22 protein-coding genes and 7 tRNA genes are annotated in these 19,832 nt (G+C 31.6%); 8 read left to right on the top strand and 21 right to left on the bottom strand.

Going from position 1 to position 19,832, the window contains the following annotated elements; all coding sequences use genetic code 4:
- Window positions 1-3: 3 nt before the first annotated feature.
- Window positions 4-729 carry a 23S rRNA (guanosine(2251)-2'-O)-methyltransferase RlmB gene (rlmB, locus tag H6411_RS01185; RefSeq protein WP_216082822.1) on the top strand — a complete coding sequence of 242 codons (726 nt, stop codon included), beginning with the start codon at window positions 4-6 and terminating at the stop codon, window positions 727-729.
- Here the strand turns inward: rlmB and H6411_RS01180 are convergent.
- Both H6411_RS01180 and H6411_RS01175 read right to left on the bottom strand, forming a co-directional pair.
- Window positions 722-1,882, bottom strand: a complete 1,161-nt coding sequence (locus H6411_RS01180; RefSeq protein ID WP_216082821.1) for a substrate-binding domain-containing protein — start codon at window positions 1,880-1,882, stop codon at window positions 722-724. The genes rlmB and H6411_RS01180 overlap by 8 nt on opposite strands.
- Window positions 1,883-3,178, bottom strand: a complete 1,296-nt coding sequence (locus tag H6411_RS01175) for a YitT family protein (RefSeq protein ID WP_216082820.1) — start codon at window positions 3,176-3,178, stop codon at window positions 1,883-1,885. It abuts the gene before it with no gap.
- Between the two features lie 58 nt (window positions 3,179-3,236).
- Between H6411_RS01175 and H6411_RS01170 the strand changes: the two genes are divergently transcribed.
- The 5 genes from H6411_RS01170 to H6411_RS01150 all read left to right on the top strand — a co-directional run bounded on the left by H6411_RS01170 (window position 3,237) and on the right by H6411_RS01150 (window position 3,642).
- A tRNA-Asn gene (locus H6411_RS01170) sits at window positions 3,237-3,312 on the top strand.
- A 6-nt stretch (window positions 3,313-3,318) separates the two neighbouring features.
- A tRNA-Glu gene (locus H6411_RS01165) sits at window positions 3,319-3,395 on the top strand.
- A gap of 3 nt (window positions 3,396-3,398) precedes the next feature.
- Window positions 3,399-3,474, top strand: a tRNA-Val gene (locus H6411_RS01160).
- A gap of 7 nt (window positions 3,475-3,481) precedes the next feature.
- Window positions 3,482-3,557: transfer RNA gene (locus H6411_RS01155), tRNA-Thr, on the top strand.
- A tRNA-Leu gene (locus H6411_RS01150) sits at window positions 3,558-3,642 on the top strand.
- Here the strand turns inward: H6411_RS01150 and H6411_RS01145 are convergent.
- From H6411_RS01145 to rpmG, 18 genes are all read right to left on the bottom strand, one after another.
- The gene (locus H6411_RS01145; protein WP_216082819.1) at window positions 3,643-5,058 is read right to left on the bottom strand and encodes a replicative DNA helicase; all 1,416 of its coding nucleotides are present in this window, start codon (window positions 5,056-5,058) and stop codon (window positions 3,643-3,645) included. It lies immediately after the preceding tRNA gene.
- A gap of 23 nt (window positions 5,059-5,081) precedes the next feature.
- A complete protein-coding gene (rpsR, locus tag H6411_RS01140; protein WP_439647230.1) occupies window positions 5,082-5,324 on the bottom strand; it encodes a 30S ribosomal protein S18 in 243 nt (80 codons plus the stop codon).
- 190 nt (window positions 5,325-5,514) lie between these two features.
- Complete coding sequence (locus tag H6411_RS01135) at window positions 5,515-5,835, bottom strand: single-stranded DNA-binding protein (protein ID WP_216082817.1); 321 nt, start codon at window positions 5,833-5,835, stop codon at window positions 5,515-5,517.
- On the bottom strand, window positions 5,825-6,262 hold the full coding sequence (locus H6411_RS01130) for a 30S ribosomal protein S6 (protein WP_216082816.1): 438 nt from the start codon (window positions 6,260-6,262) through the stop codon (window positions 5,825-5,827). Before H6411_RS01130 ends, H6411_RS01135 begins: the two co-directional genes overlap by 11 nt.
- Before the next feature lie 20 nt (window positions 6,263-6,282).
- A tRNA-Arg gene (locus H6411_RS01125) sits at window positions 6,283-6,359 on the bottom strand.
- A gap of 32 nt (window positions 6,360-6,391) precedes the next feature.
- Window positions 6,392-7,753, bottom strand: a complete 1,362-nt coding sequence (locus H6411_RS01120; RefSeq protein ID WP_216082815.1) for a signal recognition particle receptor subunit alpha — start codon at window positions 7,751-7,753, stop codon at window positions 6,392-6,394.
- 2 nt (window positions 7,754-7,755) lie between these two features.
- On the bottom strand, window positions 7,756-9,174 hold the full coding sequence (gene tyrS / locus H6411_RS01115) for a tyrosine--tRNA ligase (RefSeq protein WP_216082814.1): 1,419 nt from the start codon (window positions 9,172-9,174) through the stop codon (window positions 7,756-7,758).
- The gene (rsmI, locus tag H6411_RS01110) at window positions 9,174-9,995 is read right to left on the bottom strand and encodes a 16S rRNA (cytidine(1402)-2'-O)-methyltransferase (RefSeq protein WP_216082813.1); all 822 of its coding nucleotides are present in this window, start codon (window positions 9,993-9,995) and stop codon (window positions 9,174-9,176) included. Before rsmI ends, tyrS begins: the two co-directional genes overlap by 1 nt.
- Window positions 9,996-10,015: 20 nt before the next feature.
- On the bottom strand, window positions 10,016-10,954 hold the full coding sequence (locus tag H6411_RS01105) for a ribose-phosphate diphosphokinase (RefSeq protein WP_216082812.1): 939 nt from the start codon (window positions 10,952-10,954) through the stop codon (window positions 10,016-10,018).
- 4 nt (window positions 10,955-10,958) lie between these two features.
- On the bottom strand, window positions 10,959-11,339 hold the full coding sequence (locus tag H6411_RS05850; protein WP_369408481.1) for a phospholipase D-like domain-containing protein: 381 nt from the start codon (window positions 11,337-11,339) through the stop codon (window positions 10,959-10,961).
- Window positions 11,340-11,348: 9 nt separating this feature from the next.
- Entirely contained in the window at window positions 11,349-12,287 is a 939-nt protein-coding gene (locus H6411_RS05845; RefSeq protein ID WP_246307711.1) for a phospholipase D-like domain-containing protein, read from the bottom strand.
- A 265-nt stretch (window positions 12,288-12,552) separates the two neighbouring features.
- Window positions 12,553-13,836 (bottom strand): glucose-6-phosphate isomerase, encoded by a 1,284-nt coding sequence (locus H6411_RS01095; RefSeq protein ID WP_216082811.1) that lies wholly within the window; start codon window positions 13,834-13,836, stop codon window positions 12,553-12,555.
- 12 nt (window positions 13,837-13,848) lie between these two features.
- The gene (locus tag H6411_RS01090) at window positions 13,849-15,057 is read right to left on the bottom strand and encodes an aminoacyl--tRNA ligase-related protein (RefSeq protein ID WP_246307710.1); all 1,209 of its coding nucleotides are present in this window, start codon (window positions 15,055-15,057) and stop codon (window positions 13,849-13,851) included.
- 218 nt (window positions 15,058-15,275) lie between these two features.
- Window positions 15,276-15,908, bottom strand: coding sequence for a PTS sugar transporter subunit IIA (locus H6411_RS01085; RefSeq protein WP_216082810.1), 633 nt, complete (start codon window positions 15,906-15,908; stop codon window positions 15,276-15,278).
- 32 nt (window positions 15,909-15,940) lie between these two features.
- Window positions 15,941-16,537, bottom strand: a complete 597-nt coding sequence (locus tag H6411_RS01080; protein WP_216082809.1) for a PTS glucose transporter subunit IIA — start codon at window positions 16,535-16,537, stop codon at window positions 15,941-15,943.
- A gap of 38 nt (window positions 16,538-16,575) precedes the next feature.
- Complete coding sequence (nusG, locus tag H6411_RS01075) at window positions 16,576-17,499, bottom strand: transcription termination/antitermination protein NusG (RefSeq protein WP_246307709.1); 924 nt, start codon at window positions 17,497-17,499, stop codon at window positions 16,576-16,578.
- Between the two features lie 29 nt (window positions 17,500-17,528).
- On the bottom strand, window positions 17,529-17,804 hold the full coding sequence (gene secE, locus H6411_RS01070) for a preprotein translocase subunit SecE (protein ID WP_246307708.1): 276 nt from the start codon (window positions 17,802-17,804) through the stop codon (window positions 17,529-17,531).
- Window positions 17,791-17,928 (bottom strand): 50S ribosomal protein L33, encoded by a 138-nt coding sequence (rpmG, locus tag H6411_RS01065; protein WP_216082808.1) that lies wholly within the window; start codon window positions 17,926-17,928, stop codon window positions 17,791-17,793. Before rpmG ends, secE begins: the two co-directional genes overlap by 14 nt.
- 31 nt (window positions 17,929-17,959) lie before the next feature.
- Between rpmG and H6411_RS01060 the strand changes: the two genes are divergently transcribed.
- A tRNA-Gly gene (locus H6411_RS01060) sits at window positions 17,960-18,033 on the top strand.
- A 9-nt stretch (window positions 18,034-18,042) separates the two neighbouring features.
- Complete coding sequence (locus H6411_RS01055) at window positions 18,043-18,606, top strand: L-threonylcarbamoyladenylate synthase (protein WP_216082807.1); 564 nt, start codon at window positions 18,043-18,045, stop codon at window positions 18,604-18,606.
- On the opposite strand, the gene H6411_RS01050 is transcribed toward H6411_RS01055, so the two are convergent.
- The gene (locus H6411_RS01050) at window positions 18,593-19,828 is read right to left on the bottom strand and encodes an ABC transporter ATP-binding protein (RefSeq protein WP_216082806.1); all 1,236 of its coding nucleotides are present in this window, start codon (window positions 19,826-19,828) and stop codon (window positions 18,593-18,595) included. The two genes, H6411_RS01055 and H6411_RS01050, sit on opposite strands and share 14 nt — an antisense overlap.
- Window positions 19,829-19,832 lie beyond the last annotated feature (4 nt).

Here is a 19,832-nt window from a genome sequence, read left to right as displayed (position 1 = left end):
TAGATGGAAATAAGCGGAAAAAAATCTATTCAAACACTAATACAAGATCCAGATTTAAAACCTTTAATAAAAGTCATATATTTATCAAACACACAAGATTACCTAATCCAACTCTGCAAAGAACACAATACACCATTCGAAATAAAAAATAAAGCATTCTTTGATCACCATTACTCAGACAAAACTAAATACAAATACAAATATGCTATAGCTCTACTAAAGAAACAAAAAGAAATAACTTTAGAACAGTTAATAGAAAAAAATAAAAAAGGAGTAGTGGTTATTCTTGATCATCTACAAGATCCATTTAATCTAGGAGCTATTCTAAGAACCTGCGCTGCTGCAGGAGTAGTAGGAGTAATAATACCTAAAGATAAACAAGCTCCTACTAATCACAATGCTGTTCTAAAAGCTTCTCAGGGTTATTCATTAAAAATAGACATAGTTACAGTTCCTAATCTTCACAGAGCCATTCTTACTCTTAAAAAAAATAACTATTGAATATACGCAGCAGAATTAGATAAATCAGCTAAGAAATTCAGAGAAGTAGAATATCAACCTAAAAGTGCCTTAATAATGGGAACAGAAGGTGATGGCGTTTCACATATTCTTAAAAGTGTTTCAGACTTCTTGGTTTATATACCAATGCAAGAAGGAATAGACTCTTTAAATGTATCTGTAGCCACAGGAATAATCTTGTTCGAAATGACTAGACAGATATTTATTTAACTTTTTCTTCTGTTTCATCTTGTTTTTCTAAATCTACTTCTTGTGCATCAGAATTACATTCTGTAGAAGAGCTTGAGCCATTAATTTTTTCTACACTTTTTTTAACGCTATATTTAAAAGTCCCTATCTTCAAATCCTTTAGCAAACATGCATTAGTAAGTAAAGAAGTAAGTAATTCTTTATTCTTTCCTTTATTTAAATCATCTATAGAATAAACCAAATTAAAAGTTCTATTTCAAGTGTAATTATTTATTTGGCTTTCAAAATTCTCACTAGTTAAAGCTATATCAGTACCATTAGGCTTATATTTAGCTATCTTTAGACCTTCTTTAGAAATTTCATCTCAATTTAAAAAAACAAAATGACTAGGTAGATAAGTTATTGCTCCTACTTGCAAATTACTTTTAAAGTTATCTCAATGTAATCTAGTAGGTTCTGGAACATAATTCAACCTAAAGTCTTTCCCATAACTTGACTTAACATTCTTAACTCATGCTTCACATTTGTCCTTATTTCCATTATCTTTTGATTTACAAAAATCACTTAAAAGAGGATTATCTACAAAGGCCTTAGCTGTACCAGATTTAATTGGTCCAGTACTCTTAACTCAAGGAAAAATAAATGAATCACACTTTCCACTTTCATCATTTTCATTTATTAAAGACTTAAAAGTTAAATTTTGCGTTTCGTAACTATATCCAGACAAAACAGAATAAATCTTAGAAATATTCTCAGAACTAACTACTATCTCTTTATCGCAACCTTTAGGAGGTTTATAAATCAAAACCATTGCTTCTTTAGCAAGAGTAATAGTTTTTAACTTTCTAGATTTCCATTTGTTTTTATATTTCTCATCTTGAGGTAATTTAGAAATATCATGAGATACTAAAGCAAAAGAACTATCTCCGCTAAGTATCTTCTTAAGTCCTGCATTACTTCCAACAGAAGAAATATTGAAAGAAATTATTTCTCTTTTATTCTTATTCTCTTCCTGATATTTGCTCATCAAAAACTCCATAATAGGCTTCATAGAAGAACTGCCTTCAAAGTTAAAGACAACAATATTTGCATCCTCAGCAGAAGCAGAATAAATAGATCACACAGAAAGAGAGCCTACTCCCCCTGTTAAGACAACAACTTTAGAAACCAACATCTAACTAATGGTCTCTCTTAACACAAATTTACCGTTTAGAGACTTAACTGGGATAGCAATCAACAAACAACCAGGATCAACTTTAGATACTAATTCTCTTAGCATTTTCAGATCTAAAGCGAAACAAGTAACTTCAAACACAAATTGATGTCTTAAGCCATATCCCCCAACTGCTGAACTAATAGTAAAACCATGCGGAAATTCAGAATTTAGCAATTCTTTCTTAAATTCCATTATCTTATTAGTGAATATCTTCACATTAATAATTTTGAAATGAGAATAAAACAAGTAGAACATAATTTTTTTAGTTAGGGCAGAAATAACTGTAGCTATATACATAGGACCTAACAGACTAGAAATAACTGAATGGTTCTGATTATTAAAAGTCTCCGCCACTCCATTCGCTTTATTAGCCAGCATGTAATGCGCATAAGGCACATAAGTACCACATACATAAGCCAAGAAACTAATTACTAACCCCATATACAAGTACAAATTAGGAGAGCTTAAAGATTTCTTCTTAACTAAGTAATAAACAATTCAATCTATACCTCCAGTGGACCCGCCTAAAGAAAGAATAAAGATAGATGAAATTGTGTGTAATAAACCAAGAACTATTCCATAGAAAAAGATAAGAACAACTCTAGAACTGTCATTCATATCTATCTGATTAGCGCTATGAACTACTGTTGCTGCAGCTTTAACAACGCCATTATTACTGCTATCAATTACAGTCACATAATTCCATTGAAGAATATTTATACCCTTATTAATTAACTGGGTATTAAAAGTCCTAGGGTCAGAAAAAATATAAAATTCTCTCAATCCTCAAGAACTAGGTAAGGAGGATCAAGCCATAGAAGTTAAACTGGAAACACATATATTTATGATTGTCAAAATAGCAAATTTCTTACCAATATTCCGATAACCAAAAATAGCCAAAGGAACATTCATAGCCAAGGACATACCTCAGAATAAGAAGGTATGTGTGGCTTTTGCTGCTGCTTCATTACCATTATTTTTCATAAAATAGCTAACGCAACGAGCTATAGACTGAAAAATAGAACCAATACCTAAACTATATAAACCAGTTCTTTCAAGTATGAAAAAGTTATATGTTCCCATAAATATGGAAACAAGAACAATAATTATTACTTTGGTAGAAAACTTCTTAATATCAAACAAAAACTGCAGCCGGACACTACCGACAGACAGCAACGAAGTCTTTCTTTGTTTTACATAAGGATCAAGAATAGTGTGGTGTACCTTTTCCGGACTAATTCCCTCTCAGGACATCTAATAGAGGATTTTAAAATGCATCATATTAAAAATGTTAATAAAATTAAATTAGCTAGGCCACATAGCTCAGTGATTAGAGCAACCGGCTGTTAACCGGTAGGTCGTAGGTTTGAATCCTTCTGTGGCCGCCAATATTTGGTCTGTTGGTGAAGTGAACGAACACACATGCCTTTCACGCATGCATTCACGGGTTTGAATCCCGTACAGATCGCCATGTGGATTGTTAGCTCAGTTGGGAGAGCATCTGCCTTACAAGCAGGAGGTCGGGGGTTCAAGTCCCTCACAATCCACCATTGTTTAGCCTCTGTAGCTCAGTTGGAAGAGCAACCGCCTTGTAAGCGGTAGGTCGTAGGTTCGAGTCCTATCAGTGGCACCAGCACTCGTGGCGGAACTGGCAGACGCGCTAGACTTAGGATCTAGTATCGTAAGATGTGTGGGTTCGATTCCCTCCGAGTGCACCATTATTTAAATAATTTGTAAACTCCCAAAGATTTATTAAATTTAAACTCTATTTTTCCAATAGGCCCATGCCTATTTTTAGCTATCTTCAACATAGTTAAGTGTTGATAAGAATCGCTCTTATCTGACTCTTCTGTTTCCTGTTGAGACTCTTCTTCCATTTCTTTCTTTTCCTCATACAAAAACATAACTACATCAGCATCCTGCTCAATAGAACCAGATTCTCTCAAGTCAGAAAGAATGGGAGATTTCTCTGCGCCTCTTCTTTCTTCTGCTTTTCTATTCAATTGAGCTAAAGCAATAATACATATATTCATCTCCATAGAAAGAATCTTCAAACTTCTTGAAATCATTCCAATCTTCTGATATTGATTAACAAAATCATTTTTCTTTTCGTCTGAAACATTTATTAACTGCAAATAATCAATAATTACTAATTTCAAGTTGTAAGACTTAACTCACTGCTTAATAGTTGCAATTATCTTGCCGATAGTAATGTTGGACTCATCGCAGAACAAAAGATTTAGATTAGAAATTTTGACTTTACTTTTTTCTATTAAACGCGATTCAACAATAGTAATAGGAGTTCCATCTATTAATTTCTGAACTTGATTAAGCTCAACTTTTGCATCTATAGCAATCAATTTAGCTATAAGAGATGAATAAGTCATCTCTAAAGAGAAAACACCTATAGTCTTTCCTTCCTTAGAGTTTTTATTTATGTATTCAAAATTGTTATAGATCAGATTTAAAGCGAAAGTAGTTTTACCCACTCCCGGCCTAGAAGCGATAATTATTAATTGACCGCCAGATAAAGCTTTAATTTTCTTATCGACATCATAATACTGAGTTTTTAAGAAGTTAGAGCTTCCTAATTTACCCGAGTTACTAACTAACTCCTCAAAGCTCTTAACTGCATGATCTGCATCTATGTAATTAGTATTAGGACTATTTGTAATAATCTCATCAAATTTGTTTTTTCAATCTTCTAATACATCTAAATAATTATCTACACTCAATCTCTTCCTAGAAATCTCAGATGCTAATTGATTTAAATCCCTCTTAATCTTGTTAGATTGGAGTACTTTTAAATATTTATTTACTGAAAAATAATGTATATCTTCAGATAGATTGTTAAGGTAATCTACACATTTTTCTAACTCTCCTTCGTTAACACATATTTTTTTTAAAGAGCCTAAAACAGAAACAAAATCATATTTGCCATCAACTAATTCAGTACTCTTGATTGCCTGCAGAATTCTCTTTGCTGCCTTAGAACAAAATTGGTCGTAATTAACTGAATCTATATTTACTAAAGACTCTACTTCAGGGAAATGATAAAGAACGGAAGACAAAACGGCCTTTTCAGACTCCTCTACCTCTGGATCGAAAAAATCATTTTCACCATCAGATAGCATGCCGCTTTACATGCCCTTTATTTCTAGTCTTCTACAAAGGGTAATAAGGCCACAATTCTAGCCCTTTTTATAGCTGTAGCCACTTGATGTTGATGCTTTAAACAATTCCCGGTGATCTTATGAGTGACTATCTTATTATTCTTTAAATATCTTTTCTTTAAAAACTCAACATCCTTATAGTCAGTATGCAAACAACCTCATTTACACAATCAACAGATCTTCTTAGTTCTTTTCTTTCTCTTCTTAGGCTTAAGAGGAGAACCTAACTGTGAAGACGCCTCAGGAGAAACAGGATTTATATTATCGTCTGACATATTTTTCTTAATATCTTATATGAATTTTAAAAAACTCTAATCAAAGAGGTCATCCAAAACTATATTATCGGTTTCATCTTGTTTTACTACTACATTTTCTTCCGGTAGCTGACCAGACGATGGAGCTGCTTCTTTTCTGGTTCTATTGCCAACACTCTCTATATTTCTCAACAATCAAATCTATAGTTTTTACTGTCTTACCTTCTTGATTAATGTAAGAATTAGAAAACAAAGAAAACTCAATAAAAACTTTATCTCCTTTCTTAATAAAGTTCTGCACAAACTGAGATCTCTTTCCTCAAACTACACAATTAAAGTAATGCGCTCTAGGAGTAGTATTAGGTTTAAAAAAATTTTCATTACACGCAACAGAAAACCTGGAATAAGGGTTTTGACTAGCTTGAGCAACCCCTGCTTGTGGATCAGCAGTTACATTGCCAACCAAAAAACCTTTAGGAAGCATTTTGTGGAGTATTAGCAGCGTTCTTTTTCAACTCTAAGAACTGTTTATACTTCTCTTGTCTTATCTGATAGTCCTTTATCTTCTTAGGATTATTTCTAGCTCTAAAACTTCTATCTTTTGTTTCATTTATTACTAAGTATCTCAACAATCTCTTATTTAACAAAGCTAATCTATTGAACTCAGCAAGTATGGAAGTATCTTCCAATTTGAAATTAAGAATTAATCTATGACAAGTTTTTCTACCTCTAATAACATAAGCCAACTTATCGTTAGGTATCATTCTCTCCTTATACTCCTGTTGCTCATTAACCAATGCCAATAAAGAAGCAATTTCCTGTCTTGCATCTTCAGGGCTTAAATCCCCGTCGATAACAAGCATTACTTCGTAACTACACTGTTTATTCTTTGACTTATATCCTTTTCCCATACTATAGATATTAAATATACTGGCACATCAGAGAGGATTCGAACCTCTGACCCTAAGCTTAGAAGGCTTATGCTCTGTCCAGCTGAGCTACTGATGCAAACTGTCCTCTAAATAATCTTAATTTAAATATTATTTTTTTATCCCACTTAAGAAATTAAATATATTTTTTCCTCTCTTACAAGACGCAGCTATCTCTTCCATTTTCTTTTTGGAAGATTCCCACCTCTTAAGCAATTTATTCAATTCGTCAGGTTTTCTGCCAGAACCTTTAATTACCCTTATTTTTCTATTAGGTTGTTTCTTAAATAACTTAGGATGCTTCCTTTCTTTTATAGTCATAGAACTAATTAAAATTTCTCAAACATTTATCTGAGAATCTAAATTATCGAAATTAAAAGAAGGGTCATGCAAAGGGGAAGACGGCAACATTTTTAAAAAGCTTTTCACTGACCCCATCTTCTTAAACTCTTTGATCTGCAACATTAAGTCATTCAAATCAAATTGACCATTCATAACTCTATGTATAAGCCTTTGGCTATTGCTCATACTCATATTGCTCTCGGCCTTCTCTACAAGAGAAAGAATGTCTCCTTCTCCTAGAATTACGCTTGCTACCCTCTCAGGATGAAACTTATCTATATCTCCAATATGTTCTCCTTTACCCATATACTTAATTGGAATCTTTAATAAATAAGAAATAGAAAATACTCCTCCCATAGGAGCATTAGAGTCAGTCTTACTTACAACTATTCCTGTTATCCCTATCTTTTCATGAAACAATCTAACTGTTTCCAATATTTCTTGACCAGACATAGCATCCAAAACAAATATTGTTTCAGTAGGATTAATCAACTTTTTAAGTTGAGCTGTCTCTTCTATTAACTTCTCATTGTCAGGAAATAAACCATAGTTATCAAAGAATAAACACTTAGTGCCGTCTTCTTCAGAAGAAGAAATCTGAGACTTAATTACCTCCTTAAAATTATCCGCACTCTTAGTCTCTATACAAGGAATGCCTACAGAATCAGAAAGTTGTTTCAATTGCTCATAAGCACCTGGTCTATAAATATCAAGACTAATATTTCTTACATTTATAGAATTTTTCTTCTTAATTAAATTAGATAACTTAGCTGTTGTTGTAGTCTTACCTGAACCATTAAGGCCAATAACTAATACCTTATTTAATCTACTATTAGAAATATTTAAATCCTCTGATTTTTCTCCAAGTATCTTTATTAATTTCTTCTTAATAGCCGAGAAAACTATTACGTCAGCATCATGACCTACCTCATATTCCTTCTTAACTAATAAATCATTCTTAATCTCATCTAAAAAATCTTTAATTACTGTTAAGTTAACATCAGAATTTAAGAGAGTAGTCCTTATTTCTTTAAGAATAGGATCTAATTCTTTTTCATTAATAGGATCCTTAGAAAGTACTCTATGCTTTAGGTATTTACCTATTATCCCCCTAGCTCCTAAAGAAAACATATCTATGAAAACACTGACTCATTCTTAGAAAAGTGTATCAAACCCCAATGTTTTTTTCCTTTTCTAACTGTCAAAATACCTCTAAGTGGATTCTTTTTGTCTCAAACTACATATTCTTCTTTAACCATATAATCTGATTTCTCTAATTCTTCTAAATCAATTCCTGGAACATAAACGCCGCCACTCACTCTCAATCTATTGAACTCAGAATTAGAAGAAACTAAATCCAATTCTATAAATATAGAACTTAATCTCATATTACTCATTCATCTCAAGTCTTTAGAAGGAACTCAAGAACCAAATTCTTTAAGAGCTTCATAATCTCTTTCAAGAGCTAATTCTCCAGAAAATGCTTGTTTAATAATTAAAGAAGAAGACTTAGTTTGTTTATTTCCGAAAATATCCTCGCATATAACATCTGCCAACCTATTTTTCTGATCTTTAATACTCATTTCTTTATTTATCTGATCTATCTCTTCAATACTTAAATGAGTTAATTTCAAAAATAAACCATGAACCATATCATCTCTTATATTCAATAAATACTGTCTAACCAAGTAAATATTCTTATTATCTCCTCCGGTATTTATAGAAATAGCATTCCCTTCACTCTTTCCAAACTTATTTCCAGAAGAATCAGTTAACAGAGGAAAAGTAATAATCCCCGCTCTCTTAAAATCCATTTCTTTTGCTTCCTCATTTAGCTCATAGTCTAAATCTTTAGTCATCAGCTGCAAACCCACCAACATATTTCCTCACTGATCGCTACCACCTAATTGCACATCCACACCTTTCTCTTTATTCAAATAAAAAAAATCTAAACCCTGCAGGCTAGGATACAAAAATTCAGCAAGGGTTAAACCATTATCCAATCTATTAGCAAAAGCATCTCTCCTAATTAATTCGTTAACTTTTAAACAAGAACAAGCTTCGCCTATAAATCCCAATAAAACATTGATAGGCTTTTCTTGTATTGTTGCATCCTGTTTCAACCTATCATTATGTAACTCATAATTATCTACTATTTCACATAAAGGATAATCTCCAACAACAATCTGCATTTCTTTCTCAAAAAATCTACTCAATTGCTCCTTAAGAACAGCAGCGTTATTGTCTATATCTGGATTAAATTTCCTGGCCTTACTTCTAAAAGAAGGATCTCCTATTCTTGCAGTTAAAGAGCCTATAAGAACTACTACTGGATAACGACGTTTAGTAAATCTCTTAAGGAAAGATAATCCTAAATAGTGCCCTAAATGTAAAAAATCAGCAGTAGGATCAATACCTCAATAAATCCTTTTTCCCTTAGCAAATTTATCTATCAAACCATCTTTTCAAGTGCTTTTATAAATCAACCCTCTATCTTCCAAATCCTTAAAGAAATCCTCTGCTTGCTTTAACTTATCCTTATGTTCTTTCATTAATTCCTATATCTCTCAGAATAACTTTTATATATTTCCTTAGTTGAAAATCTTCCTTCTAAAGCCAACTCCTTACATATATCCCTTAATTTTCCTTCTTTATTAATCATCCTCTTATGTACCGCCTCCAAAATTTCTTCTATACTCCTATCTTCAATTGAAGCTATTGAATCCTGTCTAGGAATTATTACAACAAACTCTCCTTTTACTACTAATTGTTCTTTTATATTAGAAACATTGTCATAATAAAAAGTCTCATTTAACTTACTCAACTCTCTTCCTATACCTATCTTTATATCCCCATAAACTTCCTGTATTATCTCTAAACCTCTCAAAATAAAGTTCTTAGTCTCATAGTAAACAACTGTTGCTTCCTTCAATATAGACTTAAAATTCTCAAACTCTTTTTTTCTTTGCAAATACTTCTTAGTCAAAAAACTAGCAAAAAATATTCTTCTAGAATCAATTCCACTACTTACTACAGCATGAACAAAAGCACAAGGTCCATTAACAACTTGCACATTAATTCCTTTCTTTCTTAAATCAGAAACTAAAAAATAACCAGGATCAGAAATAATTGGATATCCAGCATCACTAACTAAAGCACAATCTGTTTCAGACAATCTCTTAATAACTAAATCAACACAAGCTTTCTCATTAAACTGATTTAACTTAATTAATTCCTGATTATTTCAAATCTTCAACAACTCTAACAATTGCCTAGTAACTCTAGTGTCCTCGCAAAAAATAACCTTAATATCTCTCAATATTCTGAACCCTAAATAAGTAATTTCTTCTAAATTACCTATTGGGACAGCCACTAAATATAGCTTCCCCATTTCTAATTATTCGTTAAAGATTCAACAATAATAGGCGACAAATCAATAATTTTTATGAACTCATATTCTGAAAAATCTTTAGGAATGCTATTAGTTACAAAAACTCTATCAATAATCGAAGACTCATATAAATCTTTTAATTTAAGCAAAGCATCTTCACTGAATAATGCATGAGTAATAGCAACAATCACCGATTTAGCTCCCTTTTCTTTCAACATGCGAGCTATAGAAAATATAGTGCCTCCTGTATCTAACATGTCATCAATAATTAAACAATTCTTATCGCATATCTTTCCAGAAATAAATTCAACAGAACAAGTATTTGCACTTTGTCGTTTTTTATCCATGGTAATTAAATCTGCTTTCAATATATCTGCATACTCTTTTGCTCTTTGCAAATCTCCATAATCTGGAGCTACAATAGCTCACTTGCTTGAATCTGAGAACATACTAGCCTCTAAAAGTTCATTAATAATTAACTTAGTTGTAGTTAGATGTTCCACGTAAACTGAATTATCAAAAAAACTCATAATGTGGGGAGAGTGCAACTCTATCAAAACCAACTTATCTATAGCACTATTAACAATGCATTCAGAAACGATTTTGGATCCAATAGGATCTAAATAATTTGATCTTCTATCCTGCCTTGAATAAAAGTAGTATGGAAAAATAAGAGTAATACTCTTAGAACCAGATCTCTTAATAGCATCCAATCCCATTAAAAGAGATACAAAACTATTATTCACATTCCCGTACAGGGAATGAATAATAACTACATCTTTTCCTTTAACACTCTCATGAGCTCTAACCAATATTTCTCGATCTGCAAAATTAATTCAGTCAATCTTTGATAACTCTTTTCCGAATCTTTTGGCTACCTGTGTAGATAAATCATTTTCGCCAATAATTTCCGCAAAACAAAAAAACAAAATATTCTTCATCTAATTAGAGAAAGGGCTTAAATAGTCTAATAAATGAGTTTTTAAAAGGAGTATTAACGGACTTTTTCAAATCTGAACGATTTATTTGTTTACTATTTGCAAACTGTCTGTTCATAAAATCAGACATAACAGCAGAGACTTTTTCGGATCTAACTAATAAAGCATTCTCAAAATTTAAATATAAACTTCTGTAATCCCAGTTATAAGAGCCGAAATAGACTATCTCATCATCGATAATCATTACTTTTTCATGATTAAAGCCGAAATATTCATATATCTCAATATCTTGATCCAACAATATAGAAAACAATTGTCTATTCATAGCTTTAAAAAAACCAGTTAAATCTGGATCTTTAGGAACCAATATCTTCACTGACACTCCTATAGCTTTTGCTTACTTCAAAGCATTAACTATTTCCTTGGGAGGAAAAAAATAAGGGGTAGAAATGACAATACTTTTTTGAGCATTAAATATCAATTGCATTAAATTATCTTTAATAATAAATTCATTACTAATAGGTGAATTGTCTAAAAACTGAGAATAGGACGCATTTTCCTCTTGTTCTAAATGAAGTCTGCTGAAATAAGACTTACATTTTTCGCCATCAAATTCCGGAATATTACGATTTTTCTTCTTGTTGCTTAGATCCCAATGCGCCAAAAATAAAGCACTAACTGAATTAACTATAGAACCATACAACTTAGCGGACAACTCGGTAGTCTGAAAATATTTGTCAGTAATGTTGAAATACTCATCAGCTATATTACAACTACCAAATAAAGCATATTGGTTGTCTACAACAAGAATCTTGTTGTGGTTTCTAAATTGTCACCATAAATTATTAGATTTAAACAAAGGGTTAAATACTCGCACTTGTACTCCTATACTCTTCAATTTCTTAATTGCCTTCCTCGATAATCTTCAGTAATTACCTACATAATCAACAATTAATCTGATCTCTACTCCCTCCTTTATTTTTTTTTTAAATAATTCAAATATATGATCAAAGATTAAACCCTCACTAAATATATAAAACTCCATATGTACAAAACTTTTTGCATTAGATATGAGAGAAGTAATCTCTTTGATAGTTGCATACGAGTTGTCTAATAAGCAAATTCCGGTATTTTTATAAACAGGCGCTTTGTGTTTAAAAAAGTTGTAAGCGAAAGTTTTAAATTTCGGATCTCTCTTATCTATTTCTAATTCCAAAGAGGAAATCTCATACCTTTTATATCTTAAATATATGTCTGTATATCTATCCCCATGATCTTTATGAATAGAATCGAAACCTAATAAAAAATAAAAAAATATTCCAACAAATGGAAACATCAAAAATATAAATAAGTAGAAATTGATGAATAAATCTTCTCTATGTTTTGAATTAATTAGCTCTAACGAAAGAAATAAAGTAATTAAGTAATTAAGAGTTAAAGAAGGAAACAATAAGCAAAAGCCAAATACTTGATAATAGGAATTGTCAAGAGCAAAAAAAACTATTGAAGCTATAAAGGAAACTAACGCTATAAGAGTAAAAAAGATCCCTAATATATTAGAGAGTCGTCTTCACCTATTAACCAAATACATTCAACATGTACTACTTCTTACCTAATAAATCAAACATTCTCTTCTTATAAGTTTCAACTCCTGGTTGATCAAAAGGATTAACTTCCAATAAATAAGCTGAAAACATAGCAGCTAATGACAATCAATAATATAAATAACCAAACATATCAGGCTCTCAATTATCTATTTCTATAACTAAATTATCTATCTTCCCAACATTACTATGAGCATCAAACGTACCAGAAAAAGCACAATTATTAATTTCCTTAAGAGTTTTCTCAGCTACTCAATCTAATTGATCATCATTATCAAATGAAGATTTAGGAACTTTCAAACTATCCCCCTTGCTACCTTTAACCATCAATGTACTTTCACAGAAAGACTTCTTACCATCTTGTATTAACTGACCCACTGAATGTAAATCAGGAGTGAAATCTAAAATAACTGGCATCAATCCTTTTTCTTCTTTTCCTTCTGATTCTGCAAATAATTGTTTCATAGTTTCTAACGTATAACGCAGATGCGGATCATAACTAATCAAACACTCCATAGTCAAACCTTTATTAAACATGGAACATCTATAAGCTCCATATAAAGAAGCCTTATTAGTACCTATATTTCCATCAAAATTCTCTGAATAAGCTCTCTTAGCTCCATCCAAAACTTTTCTAACATCTATCCCTCCTAAAATCATTGGAACCAATCCAACTGCTGTCAAAGTTGAATATCTTCCTCCTATATCATCTTCAATAACAAAAGAAGCCAATTTTTCCTTATCTACAACACCTCTCAATACTCCTTTAGCTTTATCAGTAACAGCAGCTATATACTCTGTATACTTATCCCCTTCTTTAGAAAATAAAAGTTCTCTCAACAATCTAAAAGAAATAGCGCTTTCTAAAGTAGTTCCTGATTTAGAAATAACTAAAACAGCAAACTTGACATTCTTTAAATAATCTAGTAGTTCAGACAAATATCTATCTGAAAAATAAGGCACATAAATAAAGTTCAAACCTGTTTCTCCATAACTCTTTCTTGAAAACTCTAAACCAGCTCTACAACCAATATAAGAACCTCCTGTTCCTATTAGTACAACGTAATTAACTCCTTTCTTAATTCAAGACTCTCTTAACTGTTCCGCTTTATTAATTAACTCAGAATGATCTTTATTTACTCATTCAATCCAACCAGTCATTTCTGACCCTGGACTAGTCTTATTTTTTAAATTTGTAAAAATCTTCTGAACCTTTTCAGAATAATCGCTAATTAATTTTTGCTCCTGATCTGCAGGAATATTTAACTTAATACTTGACATACTATATTAATCCTAATAACTTCTTCCAAAATATGCATAAACATTTGCTTTTTTCCCACTATAAAAACACTTCTCATCCAAATCTAAATCAATATTTTCTTTTATGCATCTTGCGCCAAAACCAAACTTTTCGTTCTTAAACGCTACTTCATTTTCTTCGTCATTAAATCAAGGAACTAAAACTATCTTTCTATTTTCCAACACCTCTTTTTTAACTAACTCTAAGCTTGCTCCTTTAGTCAAATCCACTACTGAATTCTCTAACCTAGTCTTAGATCTATCATACAAACTATTTGAATAATCCTCAACTGCTTTCTCAAAATACTCTCCTAATTTGCTTATTTCAACAATCTCCTTATTTTTAGATAACCTGGACTTAATAGTTAATGACTTAGAAACTAACTCTTCTTTTCCCAATATAGCAATAAAAGGAATTCCTTCTTCCTCTGATACTCTAACTCTAGCTCCAAATGATTTATTAGAGTCAACATCTCACTGAATTCTATATTTATCTAAAGTATCACAAATAATTCCATAAATCCCGCCGTATAAATCAGAAGCAGACTCCAAAACAATAATCCTTATTTGCTCCTGAGCAACGTCAAAAGGAAGAACTAAACCTTGATCATCGCTATGAGACATAATTAAAGCCCCTATTAATCTAGTAGAACAACCCGCTGACAACTGGTAAGGGTTTTCTAAAATATTATCTGCGCTTGTAAACTTAACATCAAAAGTTTCGCTGAAATTTTTTCCTAGATAATGAGAAGTTGCTATTTGAATAGCTTGTCCATCTGGCATAATCGCCTCTAAAGAAAGAGTTTTTTCTGCTCCTTGAAATCTTTCATTTACAGTCTTTTCTCCCTTAAGAAAAGCTAAATTAAGCAAAGCTTTTGCTAAGAATATATACGATTCATTCAATTCATTTAAATACTCCATAGCTTCCTCCTGAGTTTCATGAAGAGTATGAACTTCCTGTCAATAAAACTCACATGACCTAATAAATGCTTTAGTATTTTTTTCAGCTCTGTAAACATTACATCACTGATTTAAAAGTATTGGAAGTTGACTGTAACTCTGCAGAACTTTTTTAAAGTAATGAGAAAACAATATTTCTGAAGTAGGTCTTAAAAACAAATTATTTTTCCCCTCATCTCCTGTCTTATTAACTAAAAAAAGCTCTGGCTTAAAACCACTTAATTTAGCTTTCTCTTTTTCCATCTCCTCTAAAGGAATTAAAGACGGAAATGCTACATTAGAAATACTTAATCTATCGTATTCATAATTTAAAAAATCTTGTATCTGCTCTCATATAAACCACCCTCTAGGATGTATTAAAAGAGTTCCCTTAACTAATCCTGGCGAAGCTAATCCAGCATTTTGGACTATACTATCGTACCACTTGGAAATATCTTGTGGAAACTTTTTATCTGGGGATTCTATACTTGGGAGCTAACTACTGACATTATTAAATCTCCTGCTCTAACAGTTTCTCCAGCTTTTCTTTTGTAAACTACTTTTCTTCCTTCAAGACCATCTAATTGAACAAGGATTGGAGTAATTGTGCTTTTTCCTTCATTCTTAATTTCATCCAAATTAACTTGACACAAATCATCTCCAACAGAAATCAAATCATCTACAGATCTAGTAGTAGAAAACACATTCTTATCTTCAGGAATTTCAACAGTATTTATACCAATATGAAGCATGGTTGTAACATTTAATTTTTCATTGGAAATAAAGTAAGCATGTTTAGTTCTATAAAGAACAGCTAATTTACCATCCATATAAACCTTAAATGCTCCGCTCTTAGGTTCAATACCCACACCTGTTCCCATATGCCCTTCAGCAAACGCTGGGTCAGGAATATCTTTTTGATCTACTAAAACGCCATCACAAGGAGCAAAAATATCTATTAATGAACTAGGTGTAGGAACTGCAGTCGACGGTTTAGGAGCGCATGAACCACTGCAAGGAGAAGCAGGAGTTGCGCCAGACACAGGTTTTTGTTCCTTCTTATCACTAACCTTGTTCTCCTCTGTAGAGAAAAACTTTTTAAGTCAACTTAACATAAGACCAATTCAATTACTATTCTAACTATTTTTTATCATAACTCTTTAGCAACCACAGAGAATAACAAATCTCCTTTCTTTATTTCTGTTCCTAAAGTGGCTCTTAAAACAAATTCTCTATCTTTCAAAGAACTTGGTTTAACAATAATAGGACATACAGCACTTTTGCATTTTTTCTGTAAGTAATCCATATCAACTCTACCTATAGTATCTCCGACAACAACATTTCTGCTTGAAACCAAAGAAGCATAATCTTCATCTAAAGGAGGAGTCTCTCCATTTTCAATACCAACAAATAAAAAAACCGTCACATCAGAAATAGAATTTTTTATGTAATTTTGATTAGAAAAATTAGGATTGCATAAATGTTCTCCACTCATGAAAGCACATAAATCACAAGTTTCTTTAGGTTTGAAACCTACTCCAATACCTGAAACAATACTTGCAAATGCTGGATCAGGAATATCTTTCTGATCTACTAAAACACCATCACAAGGCGCAAATACATCAACTAAACTATTAGCTGCAGGAGAATAAGGAGGATTAGAAATTGGTTGATTTTCTTTTTTGGGGTCAATATTTATTCCTGGAATTATTTTCGCAAAAAGACTCTTTAAAAAATTAATCATTCTTTATATCCATAACACCCTTTTAAAAAAGGTACTGGTTATATGATACTTATTTCTGAAATCTTACATTCTACGGGTTGTCGGCGACCAAACATTTGGACTCCAACTACAACTTTATCTGCAAAATAATCAATTTCCTGAATAACACCTTTAAAACCAAGGTGACTTATAAACACAAAATCATTAACTTTCAACATTTCATTGTCTTTTTTTGACTTAGTCTTAATATTAGGCTTTTCAGAAGAGAAATTATTAGAAAACTGCTTAATGTTTAAATCTGAGTAAATCTCTGCTTTCTTAGCTTCTAGCTGTTCTTTTTCGCTTAACTCTCTAACTGTTTGTACCTCTTCCAAATCAATAGGTTCTTTAATATCTTCAACCTCTTCCTCTTTTTTAATTTCTTCTGGCTCTTTAAAAGTAATTTTATTTCCTTCAGCTAGTCTATATCCTTTATCCTTTGCATATTCCACTAAATCAGGCATTTCACTATTAAGCGAGTCATGAGTTTTTTGCATCTGAAAATCAGACATTGCTGAAGGAGTAGGGAATCCAAGGAATGAAAAGCTGGCATCTCAACTTCTAACCATCTTGAATAATTCCATATCAAACTCCATTTTTATGAAAACCATGCCGCTAAATGGTTTCTTTTCAACCAATCTAATTCTTTTATAGTTACCATTTGCTAACTGAACCCAAATAGAAGTAGGCGTAGACTTAAATCCTTTTTTAGGAAGAAAATCAGAATTAGGAGGATATTCCTCAGTCTCAACTATTGAATACTCTTTAAAAAGCTTTACATCAACTATCTTGTTCTGTAATCTCTTAAGAGCTATATGTTCCCTAATCTGATCAATGCACTTCTCTTCATTTCTTAAAACCCTAAGTGTGTACCAATAAAAAGAAGGCTCTGAATCTTTATTCTCGTCTCCGTCCAAAACGCCATCCATATTTTCCATTTCCATAACTTATTTAATTTTATTTATTAAACCTGCTAAATGCCCGTAACAAGTGTAAATATTAAAAAACAAAATAAAGTTAAAAAAACAAGAACCCCAACTACCTGAATGTACTCAATAATCAAACCTTTCTTAGAATGTCAGGTTACTCTTCTAAAGTTCTTAATCACTCCAGCCAAAAGAACTCTAGAAGAACGTTTAACGCTCTTATAGTGAACTTTAAATCAAGAATAATCGTCAGGATTGTAATCAACTTCTGATAATCCCTGATTTTCTAAATCTCTCTTAACTCTAAACCTATCTGTTGCCATAATGTAGAGTTGTTTTTCTGCAATTAGAGCAATACTTATTCAAATTTAACAATTTATCTGAATTCGAGTAAGTATAATTTCGAGAATTGCAATCCCCGCAAATAAGTATTATTTTACTTTTCAAAATAAGGCCTTATTATTTAAATATAGACTAAGCAAAATTAGTTTAATGATAAAACATGACCTTGCCAAGGTCAAGACACGGGTTTGATTCCCGTATTTTGCTCCAATATAAATATTGCCTTTAAAAGGTGAGTCTCCAGAGAAAAAAATAGCGAATTACCTCTTAGAAGGTAAAGCTGTAATAACTCCTACCGACACCGTATACGGAATATTAGCTATAGATGAAAATCTAATACTACAAATAAAAAAAAGAGTACATTCAGATAAAAAAACAGTAAGGCTAATAAATAGCATTTCTCAAATAGAAAACGCTGTTCCACAAGATCTATCCAACTTACTAAATAAATATTGACCAGGGGCTCTAACTGTTATTTTCAAAGGAAAAGGATATAGAATGCCTAACAGTCAAACTTTATTAAATGCAATAAAAATAATTAACTTTCCAATCTATGCATCAAGCGCTAATATAACTCAAAATCCTACAGTTCAATCTTTAGAAGAAGCAAAAGAAATATTCAAAAACTCTGATATTTCAATTGAATATATAGATATTTCAGAAGGGCTTAAACCAAGCCAAAAAGCTTCTACAGTATTCAACTATGACACAAAAGAAATACTAAGAGAAGGAGAAATAAAATACTCAGATATTTCTGAATATGTAAACCTTACTCAGGAGTAAAAAATGAAAGTGTATTTATTGTCTTAATAGCCTCTTTATTACCAACATTCCTCAGAACATCATACAGATCTTCCAATTTAGTTTCTAACAAAGACAACTCTTGTATTATTAGCTGTTGAGCAACACACTCCTGTTGAAACTTAAGTAAATTCAACGTACCATCAAACTTAACTCATATAGTATCCACAACATCCTTATAAGAAAAACTACATCCCTCTAATTTAGAAAGAATATCTAAAGCCTTCTTATTATCAGACGTACTTACAGAGTAATTAAGAAGTTTTGTATATAGAAAATTACTTACTGCACCTGTAAAGTACACTCCACCTTCAACAAGAACAGTTATGGTGTTAGCAAACTTTGCAGATTCATCAAACGAATGCGAGAAGATAACTAAAGCTCTATCTTCTGCTTTAAGTTTGTTGAAAATAACCAACAACTCAAAGTATTCATGTTGTTGTAATCCTAAAAATATCTCATCAAACAAAATTACATGAGGATCAGAAATTAAAGCAATAACTATTTGAACTTTTCTCTTTTCTAGAAGACTTAAATCAATAATGTGAAGATTTCTAAGATAAGAAATATTTAACTGTTCAAGAGAGCTTCTTATATAGTTCTGCATCTCTATTTCAGTTCTATTAAGTTCCTGAAATCTTTCAGCTATTACATCTTCAACTGTTGAATATAAATCCCAACCAAACTCATGAGAAACAAAACTAACTATCTCATCAGAAACAAAATCAGGATGTTGTTGTAATTCTTTACCATCTACCAATATCTCTCCTTCATAATCCTCTATCCCCTTTAAACAATTAAATAAAGTTGTTTTTCCTGAACCGTTAGGACCAACAATAACATGTATATCCCCAAGATATATCTTCAAACTTACATTAAGAAGAGAAGGGACTTTTCTGCTTGCATAAAACTTAGTTAGATTATTTACATCTATTACAGGGATATTAGGATTTATCTTATGTTTCTCTGGATCGTAGTCCAGAAAAGCCATTGAAGGATTATGAATAGAAAAAATATCCTCTATTTGTTGAGTATTCTGAGCATAGTCAAAAACATTTACATTCAAATAATCCTTTAATTGTTTCTCTTCTCTCTCTAAATTCCTAAACTCTCTTTTTAACTTGTCATACTCGGCAACAATATCCCTTTCGTCTGCCTTCCCTTTATTTGCATCCACATCTTTATTATCCAAAAATGAACCCATAATA

The organism is Candidatus Mycoplasma haematohominis (assembly GCF_902712995.1).
Lineage (GTDB): Bacteria > Bacillota_I > Bacilli_A > Mycoplasmatales > Mycoplasmoidaceae > Eperythrozoon_B > Eperythrozoon_B haematohominis.
This window is presented reverse-complemented; position numbering and strand designations above follow the sequence as displayed.